Here is a 15,812-nt window from a genome sequence, read left to right on the forward strand (position 1 = left end):
CTTACCTCAGCTTCAACGTAGCCAGGCCGATCAGCACCAGAATTACGGTGATAATCCAGAACCGGACGATAACGCGCGGCTCAGGCCAGCCTTTAAGTTCAAAATGGTGGTGTATCGGTGCCATGCGAAAAACACGACGACCGGTGAGTTTGAAGGAGGCAACCTGAATCATTACTGACAAGGTCTCCATCACAAACACCCCACCCATGATGAAGAGCACAACTTCCTGTCTGACAATGACCGCAATGGTGCCCAGTGCCGCACCCAGCGCCAGTGCGCCCACATCCCCCATGAAGACCATGGCGGGATAGGTGTTGAACCATAGAAAGCCCAGTCCGGCTCCGATCAGCGCGCCACAAAAGACGATTAGCTCACCAGAGCCTTCTACGTAGGGAATCAGCAAATAATCAGCAAACTTTACGTTACCGGATAGGTAGCAAAAGATACCCAGGGCACCACCTACCATTACGGTCGGCATAATGGCCAGACCGTCCAGGCCATCAGTCAGGTTAACGGCGTTACTGGATCCGACGATCACAAAGTAGGTCAGCACAACGAAGAAAATCCCAAGCGGGATTTCAATGTTTTTCAGCAGCGGGACAATGAATGTCGTCTCGATAGGTGTCTTGGCTGTCACATAAAGGAAGATTGCTGCTCCCAAGCCGAAGACCGATTGCCAGAAATATTTCCACCGGCTGGGTAAGCCTCGAGAATTTTTTTCGATTACCTTGCGATAGTCATCCACCCAACCAATGGCACCGAACAAGAATGTAACAGCTAGCACGGTCCATACATATCGGTTGGAAAGATCAGCCCAAAGCAGCGTGCTGATACCAATCGACGTCAGGATCAGCGCGCCCCCCATCGTAGGCGTACCCGACTTCGAAAGGTGCGACTGCGGGCCATCGTTACGTACTGCCTGACCAATCTGCCGTATCTGCAAGGTACGGATCATCCACGGCCCCAAAGCAAGCGAAAGCACGAGCGCTGTCAACACGCCAAAAATGCCGCGTAGGGTCAGGTACTGAAAGACCGCGAAGCCCTTGTAAAACTGTTGCAGGAACTCCGCCAACAGCAGCAACATCAGTGTTTCTCCTCAACATCTTTATTGCACAGCGCGAAAACGACGTTATCCATCGCCGCACTACGCGAACCTTTGATCAAAAATGTGGATCCAGGAGCCGCCTCGAGAAGCAATGCCTCGATTAACGCAGCCCGATCATCGAAATGCCGTGCATCGGTTCCAAATGCCTCAGCGGCATGCTTCATGAGAGGACCTACGGCGTAGAAAGCGGATACCTTACCTTTCGCATACTCGCCGACTTCGCGGTGAGCAGATTCGGCCCATTCGCCCAATTCACCCATATCGCCCAAGACAAGAACGGTACGGCCAGAAAACCCTGTCAGTACATCGACAGCGGCTTTCATGGAGCCGGGGTTGGCGTTATAACTGTCATCGATAACACGTGAATCATTGATACCCAGCTTGCTTACCGTCCGCCCCTTGACCGGCTGCAACGCCTCAAGCCCCTGGACAATATGCGCAAGCTCCACTCCCAGGACATGGGCAGCCGCGGCCGCGGCCAGTGCATTGACAACATTGTGCTCGCCCAGCAGATTTAGCTGAATGTCAGCAGAACCCGCCGGGCTGAGCAGCGTGAAGGAAGGGCAGCCACGAGCATCACGAACAATATTCGCAGCCCGGAACATAGCCGTGTCATTCAGGCCAAAGCTGATAACGTTGCGCCCCTTGGCACGCTTTCTCCATATTTCGAAGGCCTGATCGTCTCGATTCAATATGGCAGTGCCGTTTGCTGCCAACCCCTCCAGGATTTCACCCTTGGCTTCGATAATCTTTTCGACGCCACCAAACTCTCCTACATGGGCTCGTCCTGCATTGGTAATGATCGAGACGTGGGGATGGGTCAGTCCTACGGTATAGGCGATCTCGCCTAGGCGTGAGGCCCCCAGCTCGATAACGGCATACTGATGGCTCTGCTCCAGCCTCAATAGCGTCAGCGGAGCACCCAGGTCGTTGTTCAGATTGCCTTGAGTTGCCAGTGTCGAGCCCAGCGTATTCAAAATGGCAGCCAGCATTTCCTTGACTGTGGTCTTGCCGCTTGACCCTGTCACGGCAACCACAGGGCCAGAAAACGAGAGCCGGTTAAGCTCACCCAACTGCCCCAGGGCGACACGGGTGTCTTTGACGATCAGCTGAGGAATGTTCAGGTCAGGCTGCGCTTTTTCTACCAATGCAGCGACAGCGCCTTTCGCCGCTACGCTGGATAGATACGCGTGACCATCGAACCGAGGCCCTGTAAGTGCAACAAAGAGCTGTCCAGCCTCAAGTGTACGACTGTCCGTAGAGACCGCTGTAAAACTTACATTTCCACCTTTCAGGGAAGCTGAAAGCGGCTCGGTCAAATCCTGGAGAAACATTGGTTTAAGCATGGCTTTCATCCCTTGCAACCAGCTCGCGAGCGGCCTGCTCCAGATCAGAGAAAGGCATCCTGACCCCGTTGACCTCCTGATAGTCCTCATGCCCTTTTCCAGCAATGAGCACTACATCGTCACGGGAAGCCTCTCCAATAGCATACGCAATGGCTTCGTCGCGAGCGGGTATAAATGTGGCACGCGCCGGTTCATTAAAGCCGGCACGAATATCGTCGATAATTCGAGCGCTGGACTCGGTACGAGGATTGTCATCGGTAACGATAACGGCATCGGCTAGCCGCTCAGCAATGCGAGCCATCAGCGGGCGCTTGCCACTGTCTCGATCGCCGCCACAGCCAAACACGCAAATCAATCGCCCCTTGGCATGAGGGCGTAAGGCAACCAGAACCTGCTCAAGCGCGTCAGGAGTATGGGCATAATCGACAACGACCAGGGGTTGCGTACCGCCTCCCAGGCGCTGCATTCGCCCGAGGGGTCCCTGGAGCTCAGGCATTACATGCTGGATATGGCTCAGAGTGAATCCCATACCCAGCAGAGCCCCTGTCGCTGCGAGCAAATTGCTGAGATTGAAGCGACCAATCAATGGGCTGACCAGCCTGGCCTCTCCCTCTGGCGTTACAAGACTCGCCTCGATACCCGCATCGCTAAAAGCGATGTGTTTGCAATACAGCGTAGCGGCGGGATTTTCCAGGCTGAACGTAATAAGCCGAGAGGCATGCTCGACTTCAGCCAGGCGACAGCCCTGCTCATCATCCAAATTGATTACACGTGCCCGTAAAGACGGCCACTGGAAAAGCTTGGCCTTTGCGGCGGCGTAGGCCTCCATCGTGCCATGATAATCAAGATGATCTCGAGACAGGTTGGTGAACACGGCCACATCAAACTGCACAGCCGCCACACGGCCCTGCTCCAGACCATGAGAAGAAACCTCCATTGCAACAGCTTGAGCACCCTGCTCCTTGAGTGCAGCCAACGCTGCCTGAACCGCAAAGGGATCCGGCGTGGTATGCCGACCGGCCTCAAGTGCTCCCCAAAACCCTGCCCCCAACGTGCCTACGATGCCGCAGCGCTGCCCTAGGCGATCACAGGCTTGGGCGATTAGCTGCGTCACGCTGGTCTTACCATTGGTACCGGTAACGCCTATCAGCGTAAGAGCAGCGCTGGGCTCGCCATAAAAACGCCCTGCAATGGCTGAAAGCTCGGCGCCAAGCTCTTTGACTGGCACAAGAGGTACCGAAGCGGGAGGCAAATCGGGGGCTTGATCTGCCTCATAGACGATTGCCGAGGCACCATTGGCAATCGCTTCGGCAATATGTAAACGCCCATCACGCACTCCGCCAGGTACTGCAAAAAAAACGGATCCTGGCTGGATACGTCGACTGTCCAGGCAAAGTGCTTTTACAGAAACATCACTACTGGCCTGCGGTATCAACCGGGTGAGAGACATCATCAGCCACGCCCTCCACTGGATACTTCAGTAGCGCTGGCTTGCTCCTGCTCTGGCAACGGAGCGACATTGTCGGGGGAAACATTCATGAGTCGCAAAGCACCCGCCATGACTCGGCTGAAAACAGGCGCAGAGACCACGCCGCCGTAATATCCGCCCTTGCTGGGCTCATCAATGACGACCACCATGGCAATACGCGGATTGCTGGTCGGCCCGAAGCCGGCAAAAAGGGAACGGTAGGAATTCTGTGTATATCCTTTGGCACCCACTGCGGCCTTACGGGCGGTACCACTCTTGCCAGCCACGTGATATCCCGGCACCTGAGCACGGAACACGCCGGTAGGCGCTTCAACTACCTGCTGCAGCATTCCCTGAAGGGTTTTAGCTACCTGTTGAGGGACCACCTGGGAGCCTTGAGGGGAACGTTCGACGCGTGTCAGGGACAGCGGGATAAAACTTCCATCATTGGCTAACGTGGCGTAGGCATGCGCCAACTGGATAGCGGTGATGGAAAGACCATAGCCATATGACAATGTGGCTGTTTCTGCCGGATGCCACTTACGGTAGTTGGGTAGATTACCTACACGCTCACCGGGAAAGCCCAGACCAGTGTCCTGCCCAAGGCCAAACTGGCGCATGGTGTTGTAAATGGTTTCGCCGCCGATATCGAAAGCAATCTTGCTCATGCCCACGTTACTGGACTTGATCAGGATACCTGTCAGGTCCAGGGGGCCCTGGCTGCGAGCCACGTCCTTGATCGTGTAACGGCCGATCTGCAGATAACCAGGATAAACATTCACTGTGTCCGATGGCTTCCAGCGTCCACTTTCAAGAGCAGCGCTCATCGAAAGCGGCTTCATGGTGGATCCTGGCTCGAACACATCGATCATGGCCCGGTTGCGCATGCTGGCCGGGTTCAGATTGCGACGGTTGTTCGGATTGTAGGTAGGCTGGTTAACCATGGCGAGGATCTCGCCAGTCTTGACGTCAACCATTGTCAGGCTACCGGACACTGCGCCAAACTGCGCCAGTGCGTTGCGCAATTCGCGATTTGCAAGATACTGAAGGCGCAGGTCAATGGACAAGGTAATCGAATTACCCGGCTTGGCGTTTTTTGCAACCTGAACGTCCTTGATGACCCGACCTCGCCGGTCTTTCAAAACCTGCCGTTTGCCTGGGACACCAGCCAGCCAGTCATTGAACGCCAGCTCAACGCCTTCACGGCCGCGATCATCAATGTCGGTAAACCCCACGACATGTGCAGCCACTTCACCCGCCGGATAAAAACGGCGAAATTCCTCGATGTCATAAACACCAGGAATCTTGTGCTGCTTGACCGTAGCCATGACGGCTTCGCCCTGCTCCGGTGTTATTCCCCGAACCAGGTAAAGGAACTCTCGATTGGAATTCTGCTCCAGCCGCTTTGCCAAATCACCGTAAGGCTGGCCTACAGACTCCGCCAGAATCGACCATTTATCTTTGGCACCAGCCAGCTCCTTGGGGTTTATCCAGATTGTGCTGACAGGCGTACTGACAGCCAGCGGCTCACCATTACGATCCGTGATCAGGCCGCGGTGGGCAGCAATAGGAATAGTTCTGACGCTTCGGGCATCTCCCTGCCCCTTGAGGAAGGCACGATCAATGACGTGCAGGTCAACGACACGCCAGCCAATAGCGGCGACCATACCTGCCAAGCCAATGACAACCAGGCGAAATCGCCATGGATGTTGAATGCCCCCCAGCTTCATCATGGCGCCACCATCTTGATCTCTTCAGGATCAGGAATGCGCATCTTGAGTTGATCGCTGGCTAATGCCTCGATGCGGCTGTGAGCCGTCCAGGTGCTTTGCTCAAGCAACAGACGCCCCCATTCCGCCTGGGCCTTGTCTCGAACGCTCAACTCGGAATACAGGGTATTAAGCAACTGCCGGTTCCAGTGGGCGCTGTAAGCGACAGCAACAGCGGACAGCAGGACGGCTATGAATAGAACCAACATGGTCGTACTGCCCTTGGGCAGACGCTTTACAAAGAGACTACTCATCGCAGCTTCTCCGCAATACGCATGACTGCACTTCGGGACCGAGGGTTGACGGACAGTTCAGCCTCGGAGGCATACACAGGCTTGCCTACCAGCAAGGCGCGGGGCTCAAAAGCCTGCGTACGAATAGGAAGATTTCGTGGAAGTTTATCGGCCTCACCCTTAGCCAGGCGACGCATGAAGAGCTTGACGATTCTGTCTTCCAGAGAGTGAAAACTGATCACCACGAGCCGGCCGCCTATGGCCAGGCTTTCAAAGGCCGCTTCCAGACCTCTTTCCAGATCGCCCAACTCGTTATTGATGAAAATCCGGATACCCTGAAACGCTCGCGTGGCAGGATGCTTGCCTTTTTCCCAAGCAGGATTCGCGTCAGTCAATACCTGGGCCAGATCAGCCGTACGCGTAAAGGGTGTGACGTCCCTGCGCTGTACCACAGCCCTGGCCATCCGCTTGGCGAATCGCTCTTCACCGTACTCTTTGAATACGCGACTGATTTCATCTTCCGGTGCGGCTGCAATCCACTCGGCGGCGCTTATACCGCGAGAGGGATCCATACGCATATCCAGAGGACCATCATGCATGAAGCTGAACCCGCGCTCGGGATCATCCAGTTGAGGAGAGGACACGCCCAAATCGAGAAGCACGCCATCCGTACGTCCCATCCAGGCGCGCTGCAACAGCTCTTCGCCTATGTCGGCAAAGCTTCGCTGCACAATGACAAAGCGGCCATCTTCGGCCGCCAGTGCTTGTCCCGACTGGATCGCTTGGGGATCCTTGTCGAAACCAAGCAGGCTTCCGCTTTTAAGTCGTGCAAGAATTGCACGGCTATGCCCTCCGCGGCCAAATGTGCCATCGACATAGAGGCCTTCGGGACGCACAGCCAGGGCTTCGACGGCTTCGTCGAGCAAGACAGTGACATGGCTGAACGTAGTGGTCATATTCACAGGATTAAATCGCGCAGTTCTTCCGGCAAACCGCCGGGTTCCTTGATTGCCTTGAGGTCGCTTTCACACAGACCATTCCAGGCATCCTCATCCCACAGCTGAAACTTGTTCAGCTGCCCTACCAGTACAGCGCGCTTATCCAGACGAGCATAATCCCTCAAGCGGGGCGGCACTAAAAAGCGCCCGTTCCCATCCAGCTCAAGGTCTACCGCATTACCGATTAGCAAACGCTGCAAACGACGTGTTTCTTCTCTTAAAGACGGAAGTTCACGGAGTTTGCTTTCGATGATTTCCCATTCGGGAAGGGGATAAACGCAAAGGCAAGTATCAATGGCATCAATCGTTACGATGAGCTGGCCGGCACAGCGCTCTAGAAGCTCATCACGATACCGGCTCGGCATCGTAAGGCGCCCCTTGGCGTCAAGGCTGATGGCATTCGCTCCACGGAACAAGTTGCTTCTTCCTTTGGCTGGCTTTCCCTACCATTAAATCCCACTTTTAACCACTTCGTACCACCGGGCACACTATATTGACGCGCTCCCCCCACCGTCAAGGCGAGGCCATGGCACAAAAAGGCTTGCAGACTAAGGAGTTACAGAAATTATGGGGCTTTTAGCGAAACGGTGACGAACATACTTTTCCGACAAACGGAAATTAACTCAACTAATTGCCTCGACTAGTTAAAGTAATTTCTCAGATAGGGTTATCAGTAAGGATGTGAAGCAGGAGAAGGGAGAGTGAGTGGAGAGTCGATCTGTAAGCCGGGTTCTGTCGAGAACAGTCATTCCTCTAGGACAGCCATCACTGACTGCCTCAAGCAACCTACCCGAATCCAGCGCGGGCCACGCCTATGGATTCCTATTTGGTCTTGCTCCAGGTGGGGTTTACCTAGCCACGAACTGTTGCCAGCCGTGCGGTGCGCTCTTACCGCACCTTTTCACCCTTACCGGCGCTTGCGCGCTTAGGCGGTTATTTTCTGTGGCACTTTCCGTAGGCTCACGCCTCCCAGGCGTTACCTGGCACCTTGCCCTATGGAGCCCGGACTTTCCTCCCCTCCTGCTGCTTGCGCAGCGGGAGCAGCGACTGTCCGATCGACTCTCCGGGCGCAAGGGTACCTAGATGCCAGGCGTATAACAACCTTGATATTTTCCTAATGCTTGTTCTGTTGCTCCAAAGCAAATTGGTACAGCATGTTCTTACGCTCTCCTGTGATTTCAGCGGCCAACGCAGCCGCGCGTTTGAGAGGCATTTCAGCGAGCAATATATTTAAAATTCGCACCGCCTCGGGCGTCAGGGAATCCTTTTCAGGCGACTCATAACCTGAGATCAATAAAACGCACTCTCCGCGCTGTTGATTGGAATCGGATCGGATCCAGTCGACCAGCTCACCAAGCGGTGCGTCCTTGATGGTTTCAAACGTCTTGGTCAGTTCACGGGCTAATACAGCAACGCGTTCGTCTCCCATGATTGCAGCAAGATCTTCAACACTTTCCAGCAACCGATGGGGCGCCTCGTAGAAAATCAAGGTCCGCTCTTCCTGCTTCAAGGCGTCCAGGCGGCTTCGTCGCGCTGTGGCCTTTGCAGGCAGAAAGCCCTCGAAAATAAACCGGTCAGATGGGAGCCCGGCCGCTGATAGTGCCGCTATGACAGCACTGGCTCCCGGAACCGGCACAACAGGGATTTGCGCAGCACGCGCCTGTCGCACCAGATGGAAGCCCGGATCGGAAATCAGGGGTGTTCCTGCATCGGAGACCAGAGCAACACTTCCCCCTTCGAGCAAACGGTTGATGAACCGCCCACCCTGCTCGCGCTCATTATGATCATGGCAAGCGGCCAGAGGGGTATTGATCCCGAAATGCTGCAACAAGCGCGAAGAATGGCGCGTATCTTCAGCGGCAATCAACGACACTTCTTTCAGAATGCGAAGCGCCCGAGCACTGATGTCCTCCAGATTACCTATGGGGGTCGCGACGATATAAAGCGTGCCGGGAGTGCTCATAATGAAACTCTTGTATCAATAAAGGCCTCCATTGTACGCGTTTCGAGGCATCGCTATTCGCGCCGCTCACCAGCACTCGCTACAATCCAGCCAATTAATTGTTTTGCGCCAGGAATTACGCCATGACTGTTCGCCTGCGTACGCTAGTTAGCGTTCCACTTATTAGCCTACTTGCCGCCTGTGCAAGCTCGCCTTCCAACACATTGGGTGAGCTGCCTCGTATCCCCCAGGCCAACATACAGCAATTGCTTGAGCAGGCAGGTAGTGATACATCAGAGAAGGCCAACATGCTGCGCCTCTCCGCTGCCGAGATTGCCTACAAGCAGCAAAACTTCACGCAGGCCAAGCAGATACTGGGCAGCATTCAACTGCAGCAATTGAAGCCTATACCGCAGGTATACGCCGGCACCCTGAGAGGCGAAATTGCTTTAGCGGAAAATCAGCCAAAGGAGGCTCTGAAAGCACTCCAACAGCCTGGCTTCGAACACCTGAGCGAGCTGCCTGTCGAGCAGCAGATCAGTGTATCCATGGTAAAGGCACGCGCCCTGCAGGCAGACAACCAGACCCTGGCGGCAGCCAAGGAGCGCATTTTCATTGCCCCGCTTCTCAAAAGTGATCAGGCCAGTGCCAACCACGAAGCCATCTGGAGTCTGATTTCGGCTCTTCCTGCCGACCAACTCCAACCTGTGGCAGGCAACAATGAGCTTAATGGCTGGCTGGCACTGGCCGCTATCACTCATTCAAACGGCTCACTGGATGATCAGCTCGCCGCCATTGACGACTGGCGCAAGCAGAATCCAAATCATCCAGCCGCCTCGCATCTTCCGCAAGCGCTTGAAAAGCTGCGCAACCTGGAGCAACAGCCGCTGACACATATCGCCTTGCTGCTACCGCAACAGGGACAACTTGCCAATGTATCCCGCGCCTTACAGGACGGCTTCATGGCTTCGCTTTACGAGAGTCAGCAAAACGGCCAGACACCTCCTGCCGTATCCTTTTACGACAGCACACAGGTCCGCTCCATTGACGACTTTTATCGTCAGGCCAAAGCCGACGGCGCCCAGCTGGTGGTTGGTCCGCTAGAGAAAAGCTTGGTCAAGCAACTCAGCGATCATCAACAGCTACCTTTGCCTACTCTTGCGCTCAACTACAGCGACAGCCAAGGCGTAGGCCCAAAGCAGCTCTATCAGTTCGGTCTGGCGGCAGAGGATGAGGCACGCGAAGCGGCCGACCGCGCAGCAGAAGAAGGCAAGCACACTGCGGTAGCGATGGTTCCACGCGGCGATTGGGGCGACCGTGTACTGGCAGCCTTTGACCAGGAGTGGCGGGCAAAAGGCGGCATGCTGCTTGGAGCCGAGCGAATCGATCAGCCGGTAGAGCTGGCACGCCAGATTACGCGTCTGCTGCAAAACCGTCAGGGCGGGCAAAGCATCGACTTTATCTTCCTTGCAGCAACACCCCAACAGGCTCGCCAGATCAAGCCTACGCTGGCGTATCAATATGCTGGAGATATACCCGTCTACGCCACTTCACACCTGTATTCCGGCAGCAGCAATCCTGCTCAGGATCAGGACCTGAACGGAATTCAGTTCTGCGAAACACCGTGGCTGCTTAATACCAACGATCCTGTTCGCCGCAAGGTTGTCACTCAGTGGCCCCAAGCGTCCAGCAGCCTGGGTCGCCTATATGCCATGGGAGCAGATGCCTACTTGCTTTCTACTCGTCTGCCACAGCTCAAGGCGCTCCCCAATACGCAAATAAATGGCCTGTCAGGTGACCTGACGCTAAGCCCGACGCAGCGCGTGGTGCGCAGACTACCTTGGGCCCAGTTCGTCAATGGGCAGGTTCAGCCCGTTTCACAATCCGGTACGCTGTGAAAACCACGACGCGAGAAAGTGGGCAGGCCGCCGAAGATCAAGCGCTTGCCTACCTGCAGAAACAAGGGCTCAAACTTGTAGTCCGCAACTGGTCGCGGCGTAGCGGCGAGCTTGATCTGGTCATGCTCGACAGGGATACAGTAGTATTTGTGGAAGTACGCTCCAGGCGTCATATTGCCTGGGGCGGAGCCGTTGAAAGCATTGACGCCAGAAAGCGTCAACGTCTGATTGCAACCGCACAGCTTTTTCTTCAAAGCGAGTCTCGTTGGGCTAAATCCCCTTGCCGCTTTGATGTTGTTGCGCTCAGCCCTGCTGTCGGCAGTACCTCTTCGCATCTCGAATGGATAAAGAACGCATTCGATTCCTGAGTAGTTTTACAAGGTCAAGCAAACCCGATGGACACGCAAGCCCGCATTACCAAACTCTTCCTGGACAGCATTGAGACCAAGCGTCAGGCCATGGATGTGCTTGTTCCTCACATCGAGCATGCCAGCCAGGTAATGGTCAATGCACTATTGAATGAAGGAAAAATCCTGTCCTGCGGAAACGGTGGCTCCGCAGGAGATGCCCAGCATTTTTCATCAGAGCTTCTCAATCGTTTTGAGCGTGAGCGCCCAAGCCTGCCCGCCCTCGCCTTGACGACCGACAGCTCGACTCTGACCTCAATTGCGAACGACTATAGCTATAACGAAGTCTTCTCAAAGCAAATTCGGGCGTTGGGCCAGCCTGGCGATGTACTGCTTGCCATTTCCACCAGCGGAAACTCAGCCAATATAATCCAGGCCATACAGGCCGCCCATGACCGCGAGATGACCGTTGTGGCGCTTACCGGGCGAGACGGGGGCGGCATGGCCTCGCTGCTTCTGCCAGAGGACATCGAGATTCGCGTCCCAGCCAAAGTCACAGCGCGCATTCAGGAAGTGCATCTGCTAGTCATCCACTGCCTGTGCGACCAGATAGATCAGCAACTGTTCGGGAGTGAAGAATGAAAAAATGCTTGGCACTGTCCTGCCTCGCCCTCACCGTCGTACTCAGCGGCTGCAGCGGCTTTCTAAGCGCAACCCGTGACGACCCCATCGCGGACAACCGCGGCACGCGGACCATCGGTAGCAAGATTGATGATTCACTGATCGAGACCAAGGCAAAAGTGAATATATCCAAGGCCAACCCTGACCTGGATAAGTCGCACATTGTCGTTGTCAGCTATAACGGAGTAGTTCTACTGGCCGGCCAGACTCCGCGTCTAGAACTCAAGGCACAGGCCGAGCAGGTTGCGCGCAACGTACAACGTGTAAAGCTGGTTCATAACGAACTCCAGGTACTTGAGCCCTCTTCTTTGCTAGCTCGCAACAACGACACCTGGATTACCACAAAGATCAAAAGCAAGATGCTTACTGATAATAGTGTGCCTGCCTCTCGTATCAAGATAGTCACGGAAAATGGCATTGTTTACATGCTTGGCCTGGTGACGCACCAAGAAGCCAATCTGGCCACAAACGTTGCTCAGAGCGTCTCTGGTGTTCAAAGGATCGTGAAACTCTTCGAGTACATCGACTGATTCGAGCATAAAAAACCCGCCATATGGCGGGTTTTTTGTGGTCACTTTTCTTACTGTACGGAAGCAGTCTGCTCGGCCAATACCAGCTGACCACCCTGTACGGGGATCTGCTTACCGGGATCACGATCCATGCGGACTTGCCCCACCTTGCCATCCAGCAGATACTTGACGTCGTAAGCTACCACTTTTTCGCTCGCGTCTGTAATCGTGCTGCAGCGCTTTTGCGTGGTGGTATAGGTATCGGAGTTTTGCATGTGCTCCTGGGTTTTGTTACCTACGTAACCTCCACCCACAGCCCCGGCGACAGTAGCAAGCTTCTTGCCATTACCCCCACCGACCTGATTACCCAGCAGACCACCGACTACAGCACCGATGGCAGTCCCAGCAATCTGATGCTGATCCTGTACAGGCCTGCGATGTGTAACCGCTACATCCTTACAGACTTCACGGGGCGTTTTGATCGTTTCCTTGACCGGTTGGACGGCTACGACCTCAGCGAACTTTGGACCTCGATCTGAAACACCATAGGCAACAGCACCTCCAGCCGTAACCAGAACTGCGCCCAATACCGTTCCAACGAGCATCGATTTATTCACGTCAATCTCTCCTGATTTACCAACAAGGCATCCACCTTATTCCAAGCCTTGGACATCAAGGCCTGTCATCAAGTTCCTTTGCTGCTGGTGGTATCAGGTCTTCCGAATTCAAATTCAGCCAGATCAACACAACGTTTGCGATATAGATTGAAGAATAAGTCCCTGCGAGCACGCCAATAAACAAGGCAACTGAGAAGCCGAAGAGGTTATCGCCTCCAAAAACCAGCAATGCTGTAATTGCCAACAATGTGGAAATGGATGTCGCCAAGGTTCTGAGAAGTGTCTGCGTAGTAGAGATGTTGATGTTATCGATCAGGCTTGCTTTGCGTAAAACACGGAAGTTTTCACGTACCCGGTCAAACACCACGATGGTGTCGTTCAATGAATAGCCAATGATAGCCAGTACTGCAGCCAGAACGGTCAGATCGAACGTAACCTGGAAGAACGACAGCACGCCAAGCGTAACAATAACGTCGTGCACGAGAGACAGGATCGCGCCCAACGCAAACTTCCACTGGAAACGAAAGCCGACGTAAAGCAATACCCCGCCCAGCGCCAGAAGCATTCCGAGTCCACCCTGGTCCCGCAGCTCTTCCCCTACCTGGGGACCTACGAATTCGACACGCGTAACAGAAGCCGGATTATCGTTACTGGCCTGCTGCAGCGCAGCCGCAACCTTCTGACCTAGCTGCGCATCATCGCCAGGCATACGTACCAGCACATCGGTAGTCGCACCAAAGCTCTGAACAACAGCATCCTTAAAGCCTGAACGCTCCAGTTGAGTACGAATGCTTCCCAAATCCGCTGCTTTCTCATAACGCAGCTCAATCAGGGTTCCGCCTGTGAAATCCAGGCCGAAATTGAGTCCCTTGATAGCCAGGCTACCAATGGCAATCAATGTAAGCACCAGTGTCAGGGCGAACGCAACATTGCGTACGCCCATGAAATTAATGGTTCGTTTCATCGCAGCTCCTCAAATCCACAGCTTCTTGATGTTACGGCCGCCAAAGCTCAGGTTGACCATTGCACGAGTCACCATGATGGCTGTGAACATGGAGGTGAAAATACCGAGCGACATTGTGACAGCGAAGCCCTTGACCGGGCCGGTGCCCATTGCAAACAGGATCGCGCCGACGAGAAGCGTAGTCAGGTTGGCATCGACAATCGCACTGAACGCCCTGCTGAAACCTTCATGAATTGCTCGCTGTACGTGCATACCATTCGCCAGTTCTTCGCGGATACGCGAGAAGATCAATACGTTGGCATCAACCGCCATACCCATTGTCAGAACGATACCGGCAATACCTGGCAGCGTAAGCGTTGCATTAAGGACAGACATCAACCCGATCAAAAGAACCATGTTGAAGCCCAACGCCACTGTCGCGATCACACCAAAGACGCGGTAGATCACGATAATAAACAGGGAGACAAAAGCCATTCCCCAGAGCGCAGCATCAAGGCCCTTGGCAATATTATCTGCACCAAGGCTTGGGCCCAGCGTTCGCTCCTCAGCGAAATACATGGGCGCGGCAAGACCACCAGCACGCAACAGCAGCGCAAGCTCGGAGGCTTCACCAGAACCATTCAGCCCTGTAATACGGAAACTGTTGCCCAGCGCTGACTGGATGGTAGCCAGACTGATAATACGGCGATCTTCCTGGAAGCTTGGTACGGCGACATCCTTTTCAACACCATTAACGGTCTGACGCTCGTAGCGAGTCACCGGCTTCTGCTCAATGAACACAACGGCCATGCTGCGTCCAATGTTCCCACGCGTAGCACGACTCATCAGATCACCACCGTGACCATCCAGTTTGATGTTCACTTGCGGGCGACCATTTTCATCAAAGCTTGCAGAAGCGTCTGTAACCTGATCACCCGTGATGATTACACTGCGTTCCAGCGGAACGGATTGACGACCGGCATCACGGAACTCAAAGCTTTCTGTAGCACTGCGCGGAGTGTCTTGCGTTGCTGCCAGACGGAACTCCAAGTTTGCCGTCTTGCCGAGAATACGCTTCGCTTCTGCAGTGTCCTGTACGCCAGGCAACTCTACTACAATACGGTTGGCGCCCTGGCGCTGAACAAGCGGCTCGGCCACACCCAGCTCGTTCACACGGTTACGAACAGTAGTAAGGTTCTGTTTGATGGAGTATTCACGAATCTCCGTCAGCTTCGCCTGAGACAGTTCAAGGCGTAGCACCTGAAGATTGTCACGCGCTTCATTTGTCAGAACGAAGTCGTTGTAATTCTTTCGGATCAGATCGGACGCTTGTTCCAGTGCTTGCGCATCGGCAAAGCCCAGCTGAATGACATTGCCCTGCTGGGGAAGACTGCGGTACCGAACTCTCTCGCGACGAAGCAGTGTCTTCACTTCGCTGTCGTACACCTTCATACGCGCATCGACAGCCTTATCCATGTCAACGGATAGCAGGAAATGCACACCACCCGACAGGTCAAGACCCAACTTCATTGGACTTGCGCCAAGCTGGCGCAGCCATTCGGGCGTAGTCGGGGCCAGGTTAAGCGCAACGACATAGTCATCACCCAAGGTCTTGCGCACTACGTCCTGAGCCGGCAATTGATCATCTGCCTTACTCAACCGAATGAGCCCACGCTTACCGTCACTGGCAAGATCGACAGCCTTTACGTTGATATTGGTGTCGGCCAGCGCCTTGGTAATGTTATCCAATTCCGCCTGACTCACCGTCAGTTCCGTGCTTGAGCTGCTGATTTGAATAGCAGGATCATCGGGGTAGAGATTGGGCGCGGAATAAATGAAGCCGACCACCAGCACTGCCAGGATCAGCAGGTATTTCCATAAGGGATATTTATTGAGCATGACACCGCCCGGATTAAGAAACGAGGCGCCTTGCGCGCCCCGTGCATATACCTAGAG

At 54.6% G+C, this 15,812-nt stretch carries 15 protein-coding genes and 1 other RNA gene; 4 read left to right on the top strand and 12 right to left on the bottom strand.

The window, feature by feature from the left end; all coding sequences use genetic code 11:
- Window position 1: 1 nt before the first annotated feature.
- From mraY to rsmI, 9 genes are all read right to left on the bottom strand, one after another.
- Complete coding sequence (mraY, locus tag AC4LF3_RS14615; RefSeq protein WP_434134670.1) at window positions 2-1,084, bottom strand: phospho-N-acetylmuramoyl-pentapeptide-transferase; 1,083 nt, start codon at window positions 1,082-1,084, stop codon at window positions 2-4.
- Window positions 1,084-2,451: a UDP-N-acetylmuramoyl-tripeptide--D-alanyl-D-alanine ligase gene (locus AC4LF3_RS14620; protein WP_491835583.1), complete on the bottom strand. Its 1,368-nt coding sequence runs from the start codon at window positions 2,449-2,451 to the stop codon at window positions 1,084-1,086. The genes mraY and AC4LF3_RS14620 overlap by 1 nt, the downstream gene beginning before the upstream one ends.
- Complete coding sequence (locus tag AC4LF3_RS14625) at window positions 2,444-3,907, bottom strand: UDP-N-acetylmuramoyl-L-alanyl-D-glutamate--2,6-diaminopimelate ligase (protein ID WP_491836298.1); 1,464 nt, start codon at window positions 3,905-3,907, stop codon at window positions 2,444-2,446. The genes AC4LF3_RS14620 and AC4LF3_RS14625 overlap by 8 nt, the downstream gene beginning before the upstream one ends.
- On the bottom strand, window positions 3,904-5,652 hold the full coding sequence (locus tag AC4LF3_RS14630; RefSeq protein ID WP_434134672.1) for a peptidoglycan D,D-transpeptidase FtsI family protein: 1,749 nt from the start codon (window positions 5,650-5,652) through the stop codon (window positions 3,904-3,906). Before AC4LF3_RS14630 ends, AC4LF3_RS14625 begins: the two co-directional genes overlap by 4 nt.
- Window positions 5,649-5,942 (bottom strand): cell division protein FtsL, encoded by a 294-nt coding sequence (gene ftsL, locus AC4LF3_RS14635; RefSeq protein ID WP_010795323.1) that lies wholly within the window; start codon window positions 5,940-5,942, stop codon window positions 5,649-5,651. The genes AC4LF3_RS14630 and ftsL overlap by 4 nt, the downstream gene beginning before the upstream one ends.
- Complete coding sequence (gene rsmH / locus AC4LF3_RS14640) at window positions 5,939-6,877, bottom strand: 16S rRNA (cytosine(1402)-N(4))-methyltransferase RsmH (RefSeq protein WP_491836299.1); 939 nt, start codon at window positions 6,875-6,877, stop codon at window positions 5,939-5,941. The genes ftsL and rsmH overlap by 4 nt, the downstream gene beginning before the upstream one ends.
- A gap of 2 nt (window positions 6,878-6,879) precedes the next feature.
- Window positions 6,880-7,335 carry a division/cell wall cluster transcriptional repressor MraZ gene (gene mraZ / locus AC4LF3_RS14645; RefSeq protein ID WP_010795325.1) on the bottom strand — a complete coding sequence of 152 codons (456 nt, stop codon included), beginning with the start codon at window positions 7,333-7,335 and terminating at the stop codon, window positions 6,880-6,882.
- Between the two features lie 289 nt (window positions 7,336-7,624).
- Window positions 7,625-7,982, bottom strand: an RNA gene (gene rnpB, locus AC4LF3_RS14650) — RNase P RNA component class A.
- 51 nt (window positions 7,983-8,033) lie between these two features.
- Window positions 8,034-8,882 (bottom strand): 16S rRNA (cytidine(1402)-2'-O)-methyltransferase, encoded by an 849-nt coding sequence (rsmI, locus tag AC4LF3_RS14655; RefSeq protein ID WP_150346847.1) that lies wholly within the window; start codon window positions 8,880-8,882, stop codon window positions 8,034-8,036.
- A gap of 122 nt (window positions 8,883-9,004) precedes the next feature.
- Here rsmI and AC4LF3_RS14660 point away from each other — a divergent pair, with 122 nt between their 5' ends.
- The 4 genes from AC4LF3_RS14660 to AC4LF3_RS14675 are packed head-to-tail and all read left to right on the top strand — an operon-like array spanning window position 9,005 to window position 12,317.
- Complete coding sequence (locus AC4LF3_RS14660) at window positions 9,005-10,759, top strand: penicillin-binding protein activator (protein ID WP_010795327.1); 1,755 nt, start codon at window positions 9,005-9,007, stop codon at window positions 10,757-10,759.
- Window positions 10,756-11,127, top strand: coding sequence for a YraN family protein (locus AC4LF3_RS14665; protein WP_010795328.1), 372 nt, complete (start codon window positions 10,756-10,758; stop codon window positions 11,125-11,127). The genes AC4LF3_RS14660 and AC4LF3_RS14665 overlap by 4 nt, the downstream gene beginning before the upstream one ends.
- A gap of 27 nt (window positions 11,128-11,154) precedes the next feature.
- The gene (locus AC4LF3_RS14670; protein ID WP_010795329.1) at window positions 11,155-11,748 is read left to right on the top strand and encodes a phosphoheptose isomerase; all 594 of its coding nucleotides are present in this window, start codon (window positions 11,155-11,157) and stop codon (window positions 11,746-11,748) included.
- On the top strand, window positions 11,745-12,317 hold the full coding sequence (locus AC4LF3_RS14675; protein WP_312272500.1) for a BON domain-containing protein: 573 nt from the start codon (window positions 11,745-11,747) through the stop codon (window positions 12,315-12,317). The genes AC4LF3_RS14670 and AC4LF3_RS14675 overlap by 4 nt, the downstream gene beginning before the upstream one ends.
- A gap of 50 nt (window positions 12,318-12,367) precedes the next feature.
- Here AC4LF3_RS14675 and AC4LF3_RS14680 read toward each other — a convergent pair whose 3' ends face one another.
- From AC4LF3_RS14680 to secD, 3 genes are read right to left on the bottom strand one after another with little or no spacing between them, the layout of a single operon-like run.
- Entirely contained in the window at window positions 12,368-12,913 is a 546-nt protein-coding gene (locus AC4LF3_RS14680) for a glycine zipper 2TM domain-containing protein (protein ID WP_312272501.1), read from the bottom strand.
- Between the two features lie 55 nt (window positions 12,914-12,968).
- Entirely contained in the window at window positions 12,969-13,877 is a 909-nt protein-coding gene (gene secF, locus AC4LF3_RS14685) for a protein translocase subunit SecF (RefSeq protein WP_010795332.1), read from the bottom strand.
- Between the two features lie 9 nt (window positions 13,878-13,886).
- Window positions 13,887-15,755, bottom strand: a complete 1,869-nt coding sequence (gene secD, locus AC4LF3_RS14690) for a protein translocase subunit SecD (protein ID WP_491835586.1) — start codon at window positions 15,753-15,755, stop codon at window positions 13,887-13,889.
- Window positions 15,756-15,812: the final 57 nt, after the last annotated feature.

The sequence above is a fragment of the Pseudomonas sp. C2.3V genome, assembly GCF_058536325.1.